Below are 17,959 nucleotides of genomic sequence, written 5' to 3'. Positions count from 1 at the left end.
CGATCTCGCATCGACGGGGGGCGTCAGCCCGTGCGCCCTTCGGCACCGCCGTGATGCGCGCTCGAAGAGGCTTGCCCGCCGGGCGGCGCGTTCGGGACCCGCCCACGGGCCTCCCGAGCGGGCTCGCGCGGCAGCTCCACGATGAACGTGGCGCCCGCCCCGGGCTCGCTCTCGATCTGGATGCTCCCGCCGAGCGCGTCGACGATGCGCCGCGCGATCCATAGCCCGAGGCCGAGCCCGCCGAAATGGCGCTCCGAGACGCCGCGCTCGAACCGCCCGAAGAGGCGCGCCTGCGTCGCGCGGGCGATGCCGGCGCCGCGGTCGCGCACGACGAGCCGGGCCCGGCCGTCGTCGCCCTCGACCCGGACATCGATGGGCTTCCCCTCGCCGAACTTGACGGCGTTCGACAGCAGCTTGTCCGCCACCTGAACGAGGCACACGCGATCCCAGATGCCCACGACCCCCGGCTCCGCATCGAGGGACAGCGTCGAGCCCGCATGTTCGAGCGCCGCCGCGTGCCTCGCGGCGACATCGCGGACCAAGAGCGACAGATCCACCGGCTCCATCCGCATCTCCGGCTCGCCCGCGGCGAGGCGCGCGACGTCGAGGAGATCGTTCGCGAGCCGCTCGAGGCGCCCGATCTGGCGCCCGGCGCGCTCCAGCTTCCTGGCCGCGCGGTCCGCCCCCCCGGCCCTCATCCGGCCGGCGCGCGCGTCCCGGAGCAAGGTCTGGACTTCCATCAGGAGCGGCGTGAGCGGCGTCCTCAGCTCGTGCGCGGCGAGCGTGAGGAACGTGTCGCGCGCCCGCACCCCCTCCTCGGCCTGCGCGAGCAGGCGCGTCCGCTCCTCCAGCAGGCGCGTCCGCTCCTCCAGCAGGCGCTCGAGGTCGCCGTAGAGGAACGCGTTCTCCAGCGCGACGGCGGCCTGGGCCGACAGGATCGCCACCACCTCCACGCGCTCGGCCGTGAAGGCGCCCGTCACGAGGTCGTTCTCGAGGTACAGCACGCCGCGCAGCGCGCTCCCCGAGAGGACCGGCGCGCACAGCACGGAGCGGGACTGCCGCGACACCGCGTAGGGATCGTCGCGGGTCGCCGGAGACGTGCGCGCGTCCTCGAGGACCACCGGCGCCCGGGTCCGCGCCACGGTGCGCACGACGGAGAGGCACGCGCGATCGCCGGCGCGCTCGACGGGCACGCCCGCCGCGCGGACGGCCCCGCGGGACGGGTCGCCCGCCGCCTCCAGGACGAGCGCGCCCTCCCGCTCGACGAAGAGCGCCCCCCGCTGCGCGCCGGCGTTCTCCATGGCGACGGCGAGGAAGCGCGTCGGGAGCTCGTGGAGCGCCAGGCTGCTCGTGATCTCGCGCGAGGCCTTGAAGAGCGACGCCGCGTCGAGCAGGACGGCCGGCGCCTGCGACGTCGTGATCAGCGCGCCCATGGGGGCGTGCATCGGCAGGAGCGTCGCGTGCTGCTGCTCGAGCTGCGCGACCTTGGCCACGGCGCCCCACCGCGCGTAGAGCCGCCGCGCTCGCTCCAGGTAGGCGCGCGCCAGGAAGTCCCTGCCAGCGGTCAGCCAGAAGCGCCCGGCGAGCTCGCACGCGAACGCGGCGTCCTGCACGAACCCCTGCGCCTCCGCCCCGGTGACGGCCTCGTCGTAGAGCCTGGCCGTTGCCCAGGGGTGCTCGCCCTGGATCCCGGACCGCACCGCCTCGATGAGCGCGACGAGGTGCTCGAAGTTCATCGGGGCGTGCCGCGCGGCCCGCCGCAGCTCGGCGAGGATGCCCTCGGCGCGCTCGACGAGCGCGCCGCGCCGCTCCCCCGCCTCTTCCGCGGCGACCATCAGGCAGGCCAGCGCCTCCGGGACCTGCATGCGGGTGAACAGGACGAGCCCGGGCACGGCCGAGAGGTGGGGCTCGATCCACGCGATCTCCTCGAGGACGCCGCGGAAGTCGCCGAAGAGGCTGAGCAGGAGGGTGCGGTGGAAGGCGATGTAGAACAGGGAGAACGAGTCGCCGGCGGCCTCCAGGCCGGGGCGCGCCGCCTCCGCGTCGAACGCCTCGCCCTTCAGGACCGTCGGCTGCCCGCCCGCGCCGAGGAGGTTCAGCGCGGCCTGCTCGAGGGCCCTCAGGTACCGCGTGGTGCGCTCCTGGTGGAGCGGCGCGATGGTGCGGCGCAGCTCCTCGATCTCCCGCAGGAGCCCGCGGAGCGGCGCGCCGCTGAGGTAGCCGTGGATGCAATACCCCATGCCGCAGTGGCTCGCCCACTCGAAATCGCCGTGCGAAAGCCCCTCCTGAACGCCGAGGCGCAGCGGCCCGAGCGTGTCGCGGAAGTGCGCCGTGCGCGGGTGGATCATGCACTCGAAGAGGTTGACGATCATGGCCGAGAGCTCGCGAGCTCGCAGCCGCGCCATCACCTCCATCGCGAGCCGGCCGAAGCGCGCGCCCCCCTCGGCGTCGCCCTCCGTGACGACGAGGAGATTGCCGAAAAATACGTACGACTGCGGGGACGACGGCGCATTGCCGTGCTCGATGGAGAGCCGCACGCCCTCGGTGACGAGGAGCGGGTAGTGCGCCGGCGCCACCTGGAAGGCCAGGCCCACGACCTGGCGGATGAGCTGCATGGCGGCGAGGGCGCACGGATCGCGCATGGGTGGCAGCGTCGCGAGCGCCTCCACGCCCTCGCCCGCGAGCCGCCCGCGGATGGCGGAGACGGCGCGCTGCGCGTCCACCATCGTGGGCTTCTCGGGGAATGTGAGCCCGAGCCGCCCGAGCGCGCGGAGGCCCAGACGCAGGGCTTCCCTGCTCCGGTCCTGCGATTGCGCGCTGCGGATGCGGAGCCCGTCGACCTCGACCTCGTCGAGGACCGAGGCCGCGTGCGCGGAGAGCGCGGAGACGAGCCGCTCGACGCCGCCGAAATCGCCGGTGAGGCAGGCCGCGAGCGCCGTCGCCCGGTACAGCGAGACCGCGAGCTCGCGCGCCCGCGCGAAGCCCTGTTCGCCCAGCACCCGGACGCCTGCGCCGAGCAGGGTCGCGGCCACCTCGAACGACGCCGCGCCGAGGGCCCGCTGGCCGCCGCGCAGGAACAGCCTGGCCACCTCGATCCGCTCCTCCTCGTCCGCGAGCAGCGCCTGCCCGGCCTTGAGCTGGTCCAGGATCACGAACAGGCGCTCGTCCAGGCGCTCGGCCGGCGTCATGGCGATGAGCCGCCGTCCGAGCTCGAGGTGCACGGCAGGTCGCTCCCGCTCCTCGATGAGCGCGTAGGCCGCCTCCCGGATCCGATCGTGCGCGAACGCGAACGTCGCGCCCGAGGGGTGGCCGGCGGGCGCCCGGAGGCGGAGCGGGATCAGCATCCCGGCCTCCACCGGCTCCCGCAGGTCCGAGAGCGTGTCCTCCGCGGAGGCGCGGCAGAGGGCCGCGAGCGTGGCGACGTCGAACGTATCGCCGAGGCACGCGCCCACGCGCAGCGCGCTCCTCGCGGCCGGCGAGAGCTCGCCGAGCCGCGCGCGGAGCAGCTCGGCGGCGCTCTCCGCCATCGGCGCGGCCTCGACGCGCGCGTCGTCCCACGTGAAGGAGGCGGCGGCCGGGTCGAACGTGATGACGCCCTCGCGGAGCAGCCGCTGCAGGAGCTGGCCGATGAAGAACGGGTTGCCCCCCGTCTTCCGCTCCACGATCGACGCGAGGATCCCCACGCGCGAGGCCGGGACCCGCAGCGCGTCGGCGACGAGCTCCACGACGGCGCGATCGCGCAGCGGCGACGGCGCGATCGCGGTGACCCTCGCGGCGCCGTGGCGCAGGCGCTCCATCGCCGCGCGCAGGGGGTGCCCCGCGGCGAGGTCGTTGTCGCGGTACGCGAGGATCACGCAACAGAAGCGCAGCTCCGGATCGGCGGCGAGCTCGCAGAGCAGATCGAGCGTCGCGGCGTCCGCCCACTGGAGGTCGTCGAGGAACAGGACCAGCGGACGTCCGTCCCGACACAGCGCGCGCACGAGCTTGCGGAGCACCATCGTCGAGCGGTTGCGCGCCTCCACGGGATCGAGCTCCCGCAGCGGCGGCTGCGGCCCGATCAGCAGCGTCAGCTCCGGCACGAGCGCCGTGACCAGGGCGCCGTTCTCGCCCAGCGCGGACAGGAGCTCCTGCCGCCATGCCGCGGCGGCGTCGGGCTCGGCCCCGAGCAGGTGGCGCACGACGCCCTGCAGCGCCTTGGCGAGGACGTCGTACGGCGTCGCGCGCTGGGACCTGTCGCACTTGCCCGCGCCGAACATCCCGCGCTTGCCCGTGATGGGGCAGAGCAGCTCGTGGGCCAGCGCCGACTTGCCGATGCCTGGCGGTCCGCCGACGAGGATGACCTCCGCGCGCCCCTCGGCGGTGGCGCGCTCCAAGGCGAGCGCGACGGCCCCGATCTCGTCGTCGCGACCGTACAGCCGGCGGGGGATCGCCAGCCGATCGGGGACGTCGCGCCGGCCGAGCGGGAAGGGCTCGATCCGGCGCGCGCTGCGCCACGACGCGACGCACCGGCCGAGGTCCGCTTCGACGCCCCACCCCGTCTGGTAGCGGTCCTGCGGCTCCTTGGCCATCAGGCGGAGCACGATGTCGGACACGACCTCGGGAATCGCGGGGTCGACCTCGCGGGGCGCGACGGGGGCGCACGCCAGGTGGGAATACACGAGCTCGAGCGGGTCGCTCTGCTCGAAGGGTCGGCGGCCCGTGAGCATCTGATAGAGCGTCACGCCGAGCGCGTAGAGATCGGCGCGGGCGTCGAGCGGCCGGTTCATGCGCCCCGTCTGCTCGGGCGCGATGTACGCGAGCGTCCCCTCGATCTGGGACGGCTGCGCGAGCTCGGCTTGCTCCAGCGGCAGCTCGCTCGCGATGCCGAAATCGATCAGCTGAACGGCGCCCGTGCGCTCGTTCCACACGACGTTCGACGGATTGACGTCCTTGTGGATGACGTGGCGGCGATGCACCTCGGTCAGCTCGCCCGCGACCGCAGCGCCGATCGCGAGCGCCTCGTCGATCGCGAGCCGCCGCCGAGCGCAGACGCTGGCGACGGAGACGCCACCGATGTCCGGCATCTCCAGGCACCGCTTGCCGTCGAAGGTGAGGAGCTGAAAGGCGCGCCCCAGCCGGCGGAGCACCGCGGCCTCGTGGTCGGGGCCCTCGCTCTCATCGCTGTAGATCTTGAGGATCACGGGGCGGGCGTCGCGCCCGTCCGTCGGCGCGACCGCGCGGAACACCTCACCCGACCTCGTACGGGCGACCGCCTCGATCTGCCCGTAGCCGGCGGAACTCAAGGCTTTGACGATCTGAGCTGCGACGTCCATGGACCTCATCCAGGTCGCCCGTCTCGCGCGCGGAGCGCCCTTGAGGGCGGCTGGCGCTCGGTGCGCGAGGGACCGGCGAAGAGGGTAGCGACATCGTGGCACCGCGCTGGGCGCCTGCAGCAGGGGCTAGCCGTCCCGGCCGCTGCGCGGCGCAGCGGCGCGCCGCAGCCGATCGAGCGCGATCAGCGGTCGCTCCCGCTTCTCGTGGAGCTCGCCGAGGCACGCGCCGCTGCCGCGCTCGAGCGCGCGGCAGCAGTCGGGCCGCACCTCGTAGATCGAGCACAGGAAGCGGCCGAGCTCCGCGTCCAGCGTGAGCGCGGCGCACCGGCCGTCCTCGACGCGCATGTAGCAGCGGTTGCCGATGAACCGCGTGAGCGCCCGCGCGCGATCGTCCATGCGATCGTAGTCGCAGCCGAAGACCCGGATGTACTCGGGCAGGGTCGAGAAGCAGCAGGTGCCGCACGCGGTGCACTCGGGCACGTCCGCCTCGCCGCGGCCGCCCGCGCTCGCCGCGCCGCGCGCGCCCCCGCCCGTCAGAGCCGGACCTCCACGTGCGTCCCGCGCTTCAGCTCCTCGAGCCACTTCTGCTTGGCCTTCTGCAGGATCTCCGCCTGCAGCCGCTGGAGGATCTCCGGCCGGGCGGCCTCGAGCGTCGTGAAGCGCGACGGCTGGCGGCTGAGGAGCTTCATCACCACGAGCGCGTCGCCCGCGCGCATCGGCCCGGCCACGCCGCCCGGCTCGATCGCCATCAGCGCCGCCTCGAGCTCCGGGGCCATCACCTCGCGCTGGCCGCTCGCCGCGGCCTGCGTCCCCTGCGGCGCGCGGACCCCGAGGTCGCCGCCCTCGTCGCGGGTCGCGGTGTCGTCCGAGAACTGCCGCGCGAGCGCCGCGAAGTCCTCGCCCCGCCGCGCGCGGTCGGCGAGCGCCGCCGCGAGCGCGCGCCGCTCCTCGATCGCCTCGGCGCTCGATCCGGGCAGGATGCGCAGGACGATCCACGCCGGGTGGTACTCGCGCCGCCGGCGCTCCTCGCGCACCATCCGGTCGTAAGCGGACCGCACGTCCTGCTCGGTGAGGCGCACCCGCCCCTTCACCCGGAGCTGCAGCATCTTCCCCTCGAGGATCTGCCGGCGGATCTCGTCGCGGTACTCCTGCTCGGTGAGCCCGGAGCTCGTCCGCGCCAGCCGGAACAGCTCCTCGACCGTCGTCTGCTCGGCGGCGGCGATGTTCCGGAAGGCGTTCTCGATCTCGTCCGAGGTCACGCGGATATTGGCCTTCTCGGCGGCCTGGCTCTCGAGCTCCTCGTCCACCACCTTCTGGACGAGCTCGCGGAAGAGCTGCGACTCGGCCGCCGCCTGCTGCGGGCCCGGCGGGACCCGGGCCTGGATCTGCAGGAGGAAGGGGCGGGCCCGCTGCCGCAGGTCCGAGAGCAGGATGGCGCGATCGCCGACGACCGCGACGATCCGCTCGCTCACGACCGCGTGGGCGAGCGGCGAGGCGAGGGCGGCGGCGGTGATGAGCCCGGCGAGGGCGATGCGGAGCGGGGCGCGCATCGCGCGGCTCTACCATTTGACCCCGGCCGGTTCCACGCGTTTCCGGCCCCGCGCGGCCCGACATGACGCGCCGCGCCTCGCTGCGGAGCGCGCCGCGCCACGGCCGCCCACGCCGCGCCGCGGCCGTCCAGCCTGTTGCCGCAGCGATCCCGGCGCGGTAAGCGGCCGCCATGACGACCTTTGCCGAGCCCACGCAGGGACAACCGATCTCCATGTCGCGGGCAGGCACGCTGGTCGACCGGACAACCCCATCGTCCCCCTCATCGAGGGCGCGTGGCCCCGCTCGGTCCCGCACGCCTCGATGGCAATGCGGGGGTGTGAGCAGTGAAGTTGTCCAGCACCAGGTGAATCCGACTCGCCCGCGGGTAGGCTCGGGCGATCCGACAACCCCGGCCCTTCAACCCTCGAGGAACTAGTGGAAACTCAAAATTCTACCATCATCTACACGAAGACGGACGAGGCGCCGGCCTTGGCCACCTATTCGCTCCTCCCGATCGTCGAGGCGTTCACGAAGGCCGCTGGGGTCCGGGTCGAAACGCGCGACATCTCCCTGGCGGGCCGCATCCTCGCCAACTTCCCGGAGCGCCTGACGGACGGCCAGAAGCTCGGCGACCACCTGGCAGAGCTCGGCGAGCTGGCCAAGACGCCAAACGCCAACATCATCAAGCTGCCCAACATCAGCGCCTCCATCCCGCAGCTCGTGGCCGCCATCAAGGAGCTGCAGCAGCAGGGCTACGCCGTGCCGGACTACCCCTCCGAGCCGAAGACGGAGGAGGAGAAGGCGATCAAGGCGCGTTACGCCAAGGTGCTCGGCAGCGCCGTGAACCCCGTCCTGCGCGAGGGCAACAGCGATCGCCGCGCCTCGCCCGCCGTCAAGGATTACGCCAAGAAGCACCCGCACTCGATGGGCGCGTGGAGCCGTGACTCGAAGAGCCACGTCGCGCACATGTCGGGCGGCGACTTCTACGGCAGCGAGAAGTCGGTCGTGGTGGACAAGGCGCAGGAGCTGAAGATCGAGCTCGTCGCCGGCGGCAAGACGACCGTGCTCAAGCCGAGCGTCAAGGTGCAGGCGGGCGAGGTCGTCGACGTCAGCGTGATGAGCGCCAAGGCGCTGCGGGCGTTCTACGCCGAGCAGGTGGAGGACGCGAAGAAGCAGGGAGTGCTGTTCTCCCTGCATCTCAAGGCCACGATGATGAAGGTCAGCGACCCGATCCTCTTCGGGCACGCCGTCAGCGTGTTTTATGCCGAGGCGCTCGACAAGCACGCGGCCACGCTGGCCAAGGTCGGCTTCGATCCGAACAACGGCATCGGCGACCTGTACAACAAGATCCAGGGCTTGCCCGCAGACGAGAAGGCGAAGATCGAGGCGGACATCAAGGCCGTCTACGAGCGACGCCCGACGCTGGCCATGGTCGACTCCGACCGCGGCATCACCAACCTGCACGTGCCCTCGGACGTGATCATCGACGCCTCGATGCCGGCGGCCATCCGCTCCAGCGGCAAGATGTACGGCACGGATGGCAAGCTCTACGACACAAAGTTCACGATCCCCGATCGCTCCTACGCCGGCATCTACCAGGCCACGGTCGATTTCCACAAGCAGCACGGGGCGTTCGACCCGCGCACGATGGGCAGCTCGCCGAACGTGGGGCTCATGGCGCAGGCCGCGGAGGAGTACGGCTCGCACGACAAGACCTTCAAGATCCCCGAGAGCGGCACGGTGCGCGTCGTCGACGCCTCCGGCAACGCCCTGCTGGAGCAGAAGGTCGAAGCTGGCGACATCTTCCGCGCTTGCCAGACGAAGGACATCGCGATCAAGGATTGGGTCAAGCTGGCCGTCGCCCGCGCGCGCGCCACGGGCGCCCCGGCGGTGTTCTGGCTCGACGAGAACCGCGCCCACGACAAGAACCTGATCGCCAAGGTCAAGGCCTACCTGCCCGAGCACGACACGAGCGGCCTGGAGCTCCCGATCCTGAGCCCGGTGGAGGCGATGAAGTTCACGCTCGGCCGCATGAAGGAGGGCAAGGACACCATCAGCGTCACCGGCAACGTGCTGCGCGACTACCTGACGGACCTGTTCCCGATCCTGGAGCTGGGCACCAGCGCCAAGATGCTCTCCATCGTGCCGCTGCTGGCCGGCGGCGGTCTCTACGAGACCGGCGCCGGCGGCTCGGCGCCGAAGCACGTCCAGCAGCTGCAGAAAGAGAACTACCTGCGCTGGGACTCGCTCGGTGAGTTCCTGGCGCTGCAGGTCTCGATCGAGGACCTCGCCAACAAGACCGACAACGCCAAGGCCAAGGTGCTCGCCAAGGCGCTGGACACGGCGATCGGCCTGTTCCTCGAGAACAACAAGAGCCCGGCGCGCAAGGTCGGCGAGATCGACAACCGCGGCAGCCACTTCTACCTCGCGCTCTACTGGGCGCAGTCCCTCGCCAAGCAGACCGAGGACAAGGAGCTGGCGGCCAAGTTCGGCAAGCTCGCCAAGACGCTGACGGACAACGAGCCCAAGATCAACGACGAGCTGATCGGCGCGCAGGGTAAACCCGTCGACCTCGGCGGCTACTACCACTTCGACGATCAGAAGACGTTCGCCGCGATGCGGCCCAGCGCCACGCTGAACGCGGCCATCGACGGCTTCTCCTGAGCCTCGCGGGGCCCCCGCCGAGCGCGCACGAGTCCACGGGCGACGCGCTCGGCGGCCACGGCCGCCGAGCGTCGCCGTCAGGGCTGCTGGGGCGCCGCTTCCAGGGAGCCGGAGTTACACCGTCTGCCGGCCCCGGCGTTACACCGTCTGCCGGAAAGCGCGCGATCAGCCGGAGCCGGCAGCGCCGGGGTATACCGTCCGCCGGGACGCGCGCTCGCGGACGGCCTCGCGCGCGAGCGCGTCGGCGCGCTCGTTGAGCAGCACGCCCGCGTGCCCTGGAACGTACACGAGGCGCGCGCGCGGCCGCGCCGCGAGCGCGTCCCGCAGCGAGGCGATGAGCTCGGCGTTCGCCTTGGCCTTCCACCCCTTCTGGAGCACGCCGATCGAGTACTGGCTGTCGGTGTGGATGACGATGGGCCGCTCCGGCTGGTCCACCTCCTCGAGCGACCGGAGGATCGCCGTCAGCTCCGCGATGTTGTTGGTCGCAGTGCCGAGGTACTCGCTGCGCTCGATCCGCCGGCCGCCGTCGATGATCACCACGCCGAGACCCGCGGGCCCAGGGTTCCCCGAGCACGCGCCGTCGGCGTAGACGATGACGGCCCCCTCCGGGACAGGCGCCGCGGCGGTCGCCCCCCGCGCCGGCGCCTTGCGCTGCCCGCGCGCCGCCCCGGCCGGCGCCGGCGCGCCTGCGCCCCCTGCCCCGTCGGGCTGCTCGCCGGCGCGCGCCTTCACGACCGCCTCGGCCGGACCGCAGGTGTCGTCGGGCAGCACCTTCGGGTCGACGATGGTCAGGTTGTCCAGGCGGGCCTTGTACTTGCGGCCGTCGTTCGGCTTGTAGCGGATCTCGACGCCGCCCCCTTCCTCGGCGACGAAGGCGCCGGCGGCATCGGCGCGGGCGTAGACGGTTTGACCTCGAAGCGATGCGCGAACCCAGGGCACGCGCGCACCCTGGCATGAATCGCGGGCCGGCGGTACGGGAGACCCGGCCAGCCGAGCGCGGACGATCGGACCGGACGGGCGCGGCCGGACGCGCGGCGCGGCGCGGTCACCGCTCGATGCAGAGGGCGAGGGACCACGAGCTCAGCGTGCCGGAGTCGGACCCGGCGTCGTCCCCGACCCGGAGCGTCCACGTGCCGCTCGCCGGCCGGGACACGAACGCCGCGAACGAGGCCTCCGGGCGGAAGCACCCGCGGAACGGCGCCACGCCCGCCGTGACCGGGGTCCTGCACCCCATGTCGAAGAGGGTCCCGCGGTAGTCGTCGCCGGAGCCCCCGTTGTCGCTCGAGACATCGACCATCGTCCCCGCCGGAGAGGCGAGCGAGATGTCGACGTCCGCGTCGAACGAGTGCGCGATATCGACCTCGAGCGTCACGCGCCGCACCGCGCCGCTCGCGCCGACCGCGAGGACGCTGGCGGCGACCGCGCGATCCGTGACCGCCTTGGGCACGTCCGTGGACGACTCCACCCACAGCACCTGCCCCGGCGCGCAGCCGCCCACGCCACCGTCGCAGCCGGTCGCGCAGTCCGGGTCGTCGCAATCCGTCTCGCCGTCGAGGTCGTTGTCCTCCGCATCCCCGCAGTTGCGCTCGATCGAGGAGGTACACACGCTCGGCGTGCCCCGGCACGCGTATCCCGCCTCCACGACGCAGGTCGCGCTGCATCCGTCGCCGCTCGCCGTGTTGGCGTCGTCGCAGCCCTCGACGCCGGCCCGCACGAACCCGTCGCCGCACCGCGCGACGCGGCACGTGATGGGGCAGCCGTCGGTGCTGTCCATGTCGCCGTCGTCGCACTCCTCGCCGGACCGGATCGCGCCGTCGCCGCACCCCTCGCGGAGGCACCCGGGGCTGCACCCGTCGCCGGAGATCCGGTTGCCGTCGTCGCACGCCTCGACGCCGGTGCGCACGAACCCGTCGCCGCACGCGGCCGCCGCGCAGCCGGCCGGGCAGGCGTCGGCGTCGCTCGCGTTGCCGTCGTCGCACGCCTCGACGCCGGCCTGCACGAACCCGTCGCCGCACGAGGCCGCCTTGCACGTCGTGAGGCAAGCGTCGGTGTTGCTCGCGTTGCCGTCGTCGCACGCCTCGCCGGCCGCGTTGACGACCCCGTCGCCGCACGCGGGCGCCGCGCACGTCCCCGCCGCGCTGCAGACGCGGCTCAGGCAATCGCGCCCGATCGCGCAGCCCATGCCGGCGGCGCACCCGACGCACGCCGGCCCGCCGCAGTCGATGTCCGTCTCCGCGCCGTTCCGCGCGACGTCGGTGCACGACGGGAGGCACGTCGTCCCCGAGCACCGTCCGCCGAGGCAATCGCCGTCCGCCGCGCACGCCTTGCCGGTGGCGCACGGCGGGCACGCCGGCCCGCCGCAGTCGACGTCGGTCTCCGCCCCGTTCGTCGCGCCGTCGGTGCACGAGGACGCCCTGCACGCCCCGTCCCTGCAGATCCCGCTCCGGCAGTCCGCGTCGGCGAGGCACGCCGCCGCGTCCGGGCACGGCACGCACGCGGAGCCCCCGCAGTCGACGTCGGTCTCCGCCCCGTTCGTCGCGCCATCGCCGCAATCGGGCGCCACGCACCTGTTCCCGACACAGACGTTGCTCAGGCAATCGCCCGGGGCGAGGCACTCGACGCAGGCGCCGTTTCCGTCGCAGTAGCGCCCTCCGGACGGATCGGCCCCGCCGCACACCGTCGTGGCCGGCGCCGGCGGATTCTCCGGCGCGCCGGCGACGCAGACGTCGGCCGAGCACGGGTCTCCATCGGAGAAGACGTCCAGCTCGTCGTCGATCTCGATCACGGCGCCTTGCCCGTCGCAAACGCTCTTCCTGCAGTCGCCCGGCACCTGCTCGGCCACGGGCTTTCCCCGCGGCGCAGGGTCGAGGCCGCACCGCCCGCCCTCGCAGGTGCGCCGCTGACACGCGCCGTCGACCCCGGGGCAATCCGCGGCCACGCTGCAGGGCGCCCCGCCCCCGCCGCTCCCGCCGCTTCCGCCGGCCCCTCCGCTCCCGCCGCCCTCGCCGTTCCCGCCGCCGCCGACCTCCGAGCCCGACGGCTCCCGGGGCTGATCGCAGCCGGATGCGGTGATGGCAGCGACGATGACGAGCGGCGACAGGGCCCTCGTGAACGGAGCGCTTCTGAAGAGGTCCGCTGGCACTGGCACCTCGATCTCCTCCGCGTCTCGCGGGAACGGCGATGTCCCTTCAAGGCTCGTTCCGAGCCTGACGGACTCGCGCGGTCGATCCTCAGCGCACTAGACTGATATGGAATCGAGAGGACGCCAGCGGCCGAGCGCGCGAGGCCGCTGCGAGACCGTGCGGACGTTCACGCCCGAGCGCGCGGCCAAGGCGGCGAGCGCACGCCAGGGCCGGCGCGCCGACATCAGACGATGTGTGCCCGGCTCGTTGCCATGACACGCCTTCATGCAGCCGCCGACGGTGAGGATCTTCGCGCCGTTGATCTTGGTGCGCATGCACGGGTCGGTGATCCTCTCGGCCACTGTCCCCATCGTGGGGTACGGGATCGGTAAGGGGCTCGGCGCAGCGGGGGTCAGGCAGACGCTCACGGCGATGCCCGTCATCTGATGGCCGGATTTGTCGGTGATCGTATCCAGCCCAAGCGCAGTCACTTTCCCCATGACAAGACCAGCGTACTGGCCTCCCCGCGTGAAGGCAGCCGCCTTGTGGCGCACCGCATACCGCACTCTTTAGAACTGGCAGCATCTCCGACGCACCAATACATCCTAGACGGAACGTACCCGCGGGCGGAGTGAAGACATCCGCTCTGCCTTGCCACGTGCGAGACGTGCGCTCGTCGAGCAAATCTCCGTCGCGTCGAGCGGATTGCGTCCGGCCGCGACCTCCACGTAGCTTCCCAGGATCCACGCACGCCGCTCTCGGCGCGCGCCCAACCAAGGAGGTCAGTTCATGCCCAAGCAACCTGTGCAAGACCCCACGGACGTCGATCAGCTCTCGGCTGCCCAGATCGAGGAGCGCGTCGAGAAGACGCTCGCTCACGTCGAGGCCATCAAGGCGCTCTGGCCTGGCATCGAGCGGCTCGAGGAGGACCGGCGCAAGCGCAGCCTCGGCCGCAGCCTCGCCGTGCTGGGGCCACCGCTCGGCAAGCTGTTTGCGCTCCTGCGCCCCAAGGACGGCAAGGAGAGCGTCCTCGCCCGACCGTTCCATGTGCTCGGGGATCAGGACGACGGCGATGATCCCGAGCGGTTCGAGGTCGAGCTGCTGGAGCGGCGCCTGAAGCGCGCCCTGGCCGAGCAGAAGGTCGCCGACGCGCTCGAGGACCTGGCGCGCCACCTCGACGACGACGCCCTCGCCACCGGCGAGGCGGTCATCGGTCCGGGCCTCGCCGCGCTCGACCTGGCGCGCACGATCGCCCGCCAGAACGCGACCCTCCGCGCCGTCCTGGCGCCGGTCCTCGACGACTTCCGGGCGATGACCAAGCAGGCGCGCAAGGGGAAGAAGCCCGATGCGCCGAAGGCTGAACCGCCGGCGCCCGCGCCGATCTGACTCAGCCGCCGGCGCCGCACTGCCCGCGGGGTACCCGGCGATGCCTCGCCAGGCATCCGCCGGTACCTCGCCAGGCATCCGCCGGTACCTCGCCAGGCATCCGCCGGTACCTCGCCAGGCATCCGCCGGTACCTCGCCAGGCATCCGCCGGTACCTCGCCAGGCATCCGCCGGTACTCCGCCCGTTCGGCGGAGGCGCCGCCTCGTCAGTATTCGACGTCCTGCTTGAAGACGAGCTCCGAGGAGGGCGATGCGGGATTGGCGTTCTGCTCGAGGCTGATGACGAGCTCGAACCGGGTGAGCGGCACACTCACGTCCTTGAGCTTGCCGGTGCGGGCATCGGCGTCGAAGTTGAGCGCGCCGACCCGCTGCCAGGGCGAGTCGCTGTCCGGGCGCGCCCAGACGACGTAGGCGGAGCTGCTCGAATCGATGCGCTCGGGCGGCGGGAGGTTCTTCGCGCTGATGTCGAGGCGGGTCATGGCCGCGTCGAAATTGACGTCGGCCACGATCAAGGCGTCGGCGCCCGGCGCCTTCCCGATGCCCTGCGGCGTGTAGCGCAGCGGGCCGCCGCAGCCCGCCATCATCGCGCACGCAAACGCCACGACAGCGAGCCGCAGCACCTTGGAAACATATCCTCTCATCTCGGTAGCTCCTCCTTCATCCCTCTGCTGCGGGCGAAGACGCCTCGCGAGCCGCCGGCACCGGCCGGCGGCCGAAACCGCGGCGGCATCATAGCCGCTTTCGGCGGCGCGGACGGCGCTGACCGAGATGCATCTCGGCGGCCGGACGCGCTGGACGAGCCGGCGGGTCCGCTGCGCGCGCGCTCGCCCCTGGCTCCGCCGCCGCGCGCGCCTCGCCAGCCGCTCCGCCGCCGCGCGCGCCTCGCCAGCCGCTCCGCCGCCGCGCGCGCCTCGCTCCGCGCCGCCGCGCGCCCCGCCGACCGCGCGCGCCCTCCCCGGCCCTCGCAGCCGCGGGGCCCTCCCGCCGGCAGGCGCCGCTCGGTCGCGAGCACGACGCCGGCGGCCGACCCCCGGGATCGGCGAGCGGCGCGGTACGGACGGATCGCATGGCGAAGCGCCGACTATCGACTAAAGTCTCGAATTCGAGATGGATTTGGCACACACGCGGCTCGGAGCGCGGGGCGATCGCTGGTCGACCTCGAGGGGGGTCCTGGACGTCCGCACGCCCGCGTCCGACGTCGTGACGCGGCGTTTCGAGGGGTACGCGACGCTCGATCTCATCGAGCCGGCGGTCAGGCACCTGGAGACCCTGATCGACTCGGGCCTGCACCCGATCGTGTTCGACGATTTCGAGCTCGGCGCAGGCTACGACAGCGACGTCCGGGCCAAGCTCACGGCGTGGCACCTGCGGAACCCCGGCAAGCTGAAGGAGGTCCACATCCTCGTGAAGCCGGGGCTCGTCGCCATGGGCGTCACGGTCGCCAACCTCGCCACGGGCGGCCGCTTCAACGTCTACACCGACCGCTCGGCGTTCGAGTGGGCGCTCGCGGGCGTGCTGACCGCGAGGATCACGGCGGGGCCCGCCTCGTCGGCGCGCGCGCCGTCCCTGCGCTGACGAGCGCCCCCGGCGGCGCGCGGACGACCCGCGCGCCGCCGCCCCGCGCTCACGGGTGCTGCGCGACCCCGTTCGCCGGGACATTCCGCGGGCCGAGCGTGATCTCGCTCATCCGGCTCGCGTGCTTTCCCTCGATGCCCTCGTAGTAACGGCGAATCGCCGCGATATCGGCCTCGATGTCGCCCGTCGGGTAGAAGACGTGGAGGATCCCGCCGCGCTTCCTGGGGAAATCGAGGTATCCGAGGATGATGGGCACGCCGGCGCCGAGCGCCACGTAATAGAAGCCCGTCTTCCAGCGCTTCGTGCGCGAGCGCGTCCCCTCGGGCGCGATGATCAGCTTGAGCTCATCGTGCTGCTTCAGCACGTCGACAACGGCCGCGACGAGGTTGTTGCGGTCGCGGCGGTCGACGGGGATGCCGCCGAGCCACCTGAAGAAAGCGCCGAACGGCGGCTCGAAGAGCGTGTGCTTGCCGAGCCAGGAGAACTCGAGGTCGAGCATGTAGCTCACCGCGAGCGTGAACGGGAAATCCCAGTTCGAGGTGTGGGGCCAGGCGATCAGCACCGCCTTCGGCGGCAGATCCGTCACGCCCTCGACGCGCCAGCCGAATACGGACAGCCATGTCTGGCCGATGAACCGGCGAATGGCGCGGCGGGTGGCGGAAAGACGCGGTGCAGCGGCGCTCGGCATGGACGACCTCGACGGTAAGCAGCCGGAGATTCGTCGCAGCCCGGGTGGAAGTCACGTCACGCTTCCGTCATTCCGCGCCGCGGTCACGCGCGCGTGGAGCGCGGCGCGCGGCGCGCGGCGCGCGCACGGCGCTACGCGGATCTACGACCGTGACGGCGCGCGGCGCGCTCACCGCCGGTCATCGCCGCTCACCGCCGGTCATCGCCGCTCACCGCCGCTCATCGGCGCTCGAGCCCGTGGGGCTTGCCCTCGCCGTAGCCGGCCAGCGTCTGCACGCCGATGACGGCCTTGTCGTGGAGCTCGTCGAGGTTCGCCGCGCCGGCGTAGGTGCACGCCGACTGCACGCCGGTGATCATCTCGATGAGGATGGCCCCGACGCTCTCGCGGCCCTCGTGGATGTAGATGCGCGACGTCGAGATGCCCTCGCGGAAGAAGACCTTCTTGGCGCGCTCGAACGGGTCGAGATCGGCGGTGCGCTCGCTGACGGCGCGGGCGCTCGCCATGCCGTAGTTCTCCTTGTAGAGCAGCCCCTCGCGGTCCTCCATCACGTCGCCGGGGCTCTCGTAGGTGCCGGCGAGGGTCGTCCCGACCATGACGCGCGAGGCGCCGGCGGCGAGGTAGAGCGCCACGTCGCGCGGGTGGCGGACGCCGCCGTCGGCCCAGACGCGCTTGCCGTGGCGGCTGGCCTCGCGGGCGCACACGAGCACCGAGGAGAACGTCGGCCGGCCGGCGCCGGTCTGCATGCGCGTCGTGCACATGGCGCCGGGGCCGACGTTCACCTTCACGATGTCGGCCCCCGCCTCGATGAGGTCCCGCGTGCCCTCGGCCGTGCAGACGTTGCCGGCCACGAGCGGGACGGCGTCGCCGATCGCCCTCCGCACCGCGCGGACCGCCTCGATCATGCGCCGCTGGTGGCCGTGCGCGGTGTCGAGCACGATCGCGGAGACGCCGATCTCGAGCAGGCGCGCGGCGCTCTGGGCCGCCTGCGCGGAGATGCCGATCGCCGCCGCGACCATGAGCTCGCCGCGGGCGTCGAGCGTCGGCCGGAGCAGCTCCAGGCGCACGGCGTCGTCGCGGGTCAGCACGCCGTGGAGCCGGCCCTCCTGGTCGAGCACGGGCACCGCCTTCACGCGCGCGTCCTCCATCAGGAGGAACGCCGTCCGGTTCGGCGTGCCCGCCTGGATGGTGATGAGGCGCGACGACATGAGCGCGGACGCGGGCGTGTACTGGTCGCGGTTGCGCAGGTCGGCGTGGGTGACGATGCCGATGGGGCGGCGCTCGTCGTCGACCACGACCACCATGTCGTGCGACCGCTTCCGGATGATGCCGTGCACGTCGCGGAGCGTCGCCCGCGGCGAGACCGAGAGCGGCGTGTCGTACCGCGGGTCGGCGCGCTTGATGTGGCCGACGATGCGCTCGACCGTGTCGAGATCCATGTCCTGCGGGAGCACGCCGAGGCCGCCGAAGCGGGCCATCGTCTCGGCCATCCGCTTGCCGGTGACCGCGTTCATGTTCGCCGAGACGATCGGGTGCGAGCCGCCGGGGAAGTCCGTGGGGCGGAGGTCGGTGTCGAGGCGAGAGCCGCCGGCGAAGTACCCGGGGGTCAGGAACACGTCTTCGAGGGCGAGCTCCAGGGACTCGTCACGCTCGGGGTGGAGAAAGCGCATGCACAGCTCCGATCCA

At 72.6% G+C, this 17,959-nt stretch carries 12 protein-coding genes; 3 read left to right on the top strand and 9 right to left on the bottom strand.

Going from position 1 to position 17,959, the window contains the following annotated elements; all coding sequences use genetic code 11:
- Nucleotides 1-23: 23 nt before the first annotated feature.
- The 3 genes from NQZ70_RS07605 to NQZ70_RS07595 all read right to left on the bottom strand — a co-directional run bounded on the left by NQZ70_RS07605 (nt 24) and on the right by NQZ70_RS07595 (nt 6,862).
- Entirely contained in the window at nt 24-5,312 is a 5,289-nt protein-coding gene (locus NQZ70_RS07605) for an ATP-binding sensor histidine kinase (protein ID WP_165373836.1), read from the bottom strand.
- A 126-nt stretch (nt 5,313-5,438) separates the two neighbouring features.
- The gene (locus NQZ70_RS07600; protein ID WP_129573621.1) at nt 5,439-5,792 is read right to left on the bottom strand and encodes a YkgJ family cysteine cluster protein; all 354 of its coding nucleotides are present in this window, start codon (nt 5,790-5,792) and stop codon (nt 5,439-5,441) included.
- A 53-nt stretch (nt 5,793-5,845) separates the two neighbouring features.
- Nucleotides 5,846-6,862: a peptidylprolyl isomerase gene (locus NQZ70_RS07595; RefSeq protein WP_129573620.1), complete on the bottom strand. Its 1,017-nt coding sequence runs from the start codon at nt 6,860-6,862 to the stop codon at nt 5,846-5,848.
- 415 nt (nt 6,863-7,277) lie between these two features.
- Here NQZ70_RS07595 and NQZ70_RS07590 point away from each other — a divergent pair, with 415 nt between their 5' ends.
- Nucleotides 7,278-9,506: an NADP-dependent isocitrate dehydrogenase gene (locus tag NQZ70_RS07590; protein WP_129573619.1), complete on the top strand. Its 2,229-nt coding sequence runs from the start codon at nt 7,278-7,280 to the stop codon at nt 9,504-9,506.
- Nucleotides 9,507-9,671: 165 nt separating this feature from the next.
- Here NQZ70_RS07590 and NQZ70_RS07585 read toward each other — a convergent pair whose 3' ends face one another.
- From NQZ70_RS07585 to NQZ70_RS07575, 3 genes are all read right to left on the bottom strand, one after another.
- The gene (locus NQZ70_RS07585) at nt 9,672-10,445 is read right to left on the bottom strand and encodes a ribonuclease HI (RefSeq protein ID WP_129573618.1); all 774 of its coding nucleotides are present in this window, start codon (nt 10,443-10,445) and stop codon (nt 9,672-9,674) included.
- 106 nt (nt 10,446-10,551) lie between these two features.
- Nucleotides 10,552-12,654, bottom strand: coding sequence for a DUF4215 domain-containing protein (locus tag NQZ70_RS07580; RefSeq protein WP_237245125.1), 2,103 nt, complete (start codon nt 12,652-12,654; stop codon nt 10,552-10,554).
- A gap of 90 nt (nt 12,655-12,744) precedes the next feature.
- Nucleotides 12,745-13,128 (bottom strand): PAAR-like domain-containing protein, encoded by a 384-nt coding sequence (locus NQZ70_RS07575; RefSeq protein WP_129573617.1) that lies wholly within the window; start codon nt 13,126-13,128, stop codon nt 12,745-12,747.
- 289 nt (nt 13,129-13,417) lie between these two features.
- Here NQZ70_RS07575 and NQZ70_RS07570 point away from each other — a divergent pair, with 289 nt between their 5' ends.
- On the top strand, nt 13,418-14,014 hold the full coding sequence (locus NQZ70_RS07570; RefSeq protein WP_129573616.1) for a hypothetical protein: 597 nt from the start codon (nt 13,418-13,420) through the stop codon (nt 14,012-14,014).
- A 205-nt stretch (nt 14,015-14,219) separates the two neighbouring features.
- Here NQZ70_RS07570 and NQZ70_RS07565 read toward each other — a convergent pair whose 3' ends face one another.
- Nucleotides 14,220-14,654: a hypothetical protein gene (locus NQZ70_RS07565; RefSeq protein ID WP_207217770.1), complete on the bottom strand. Its 435-nt coding sequence runs from the start codon at nt 14,652-14,654 to the stop codon at nt 14,220-14,222.
- 466 nt (nt 14,655-15,120) lie between these two features.
- Here NQZ70_RS07565 and NQZ70_RS07560 point away from each other — a divergent pair, with 466 nt between their 5' ends.
- Nucleotides 15,121-15,588 carry a hypothetical protein gene (locus tag NQZ70_RS07560; protein ID WP_129573615.1) on the top strand — a complete coding sequence of 156 codons (468 nt, stop codon included), beginning with the start codon at nt 15,121-15,123 and terminating at the stop codon, nt 15,586-15,588.
- A 49-nt stretch (nt 15,589-15,637) separates the two neighbouring features.
- On the opposite strand, the gene NQZ70_RS07555 is transcribed toward NQZ70_RS07560, so the two are convergent.
- Nucleotides 15,638-16,174, bottom strand: coding sequence for a lysophospholipid acyltransferase family protein (locus tag NQZ70_RS07555; protein ID WP_237245124.1), 537 nt, complete (start codon nt 16,172-16,174; stop codon nt 15,638-15,640).
- A gap of 320 nt (nt 16,175-16,494) precedes the next feature.
- Entirely contained in the window at nt 16,495-17,943 is a 1,449-nt protein-coding gene (locus NQZ70_RS07550; protein ID WP_129573613.1) for a GuaB1 family IMP dehydrogenase-related protein, read from the bottom strand.
- Between the last annotated feature and the right edge of the window lie 16 nt (nt 17,944-17,959).

The sequence above is a fragment of the Sorangium sp. So ce836 genome, assembly GCF_028553905.1.
GTDB lineage: Bacteria > Myxococcota_A > Polyangia > Polyangiales > Polyangiaceae > Sorangium > Sorangium cellulosum_D.
Note: the sequence above shows the minus strand (reverse complement) of the source record. Positions and strands in the feature narration are given on the sequence as shown.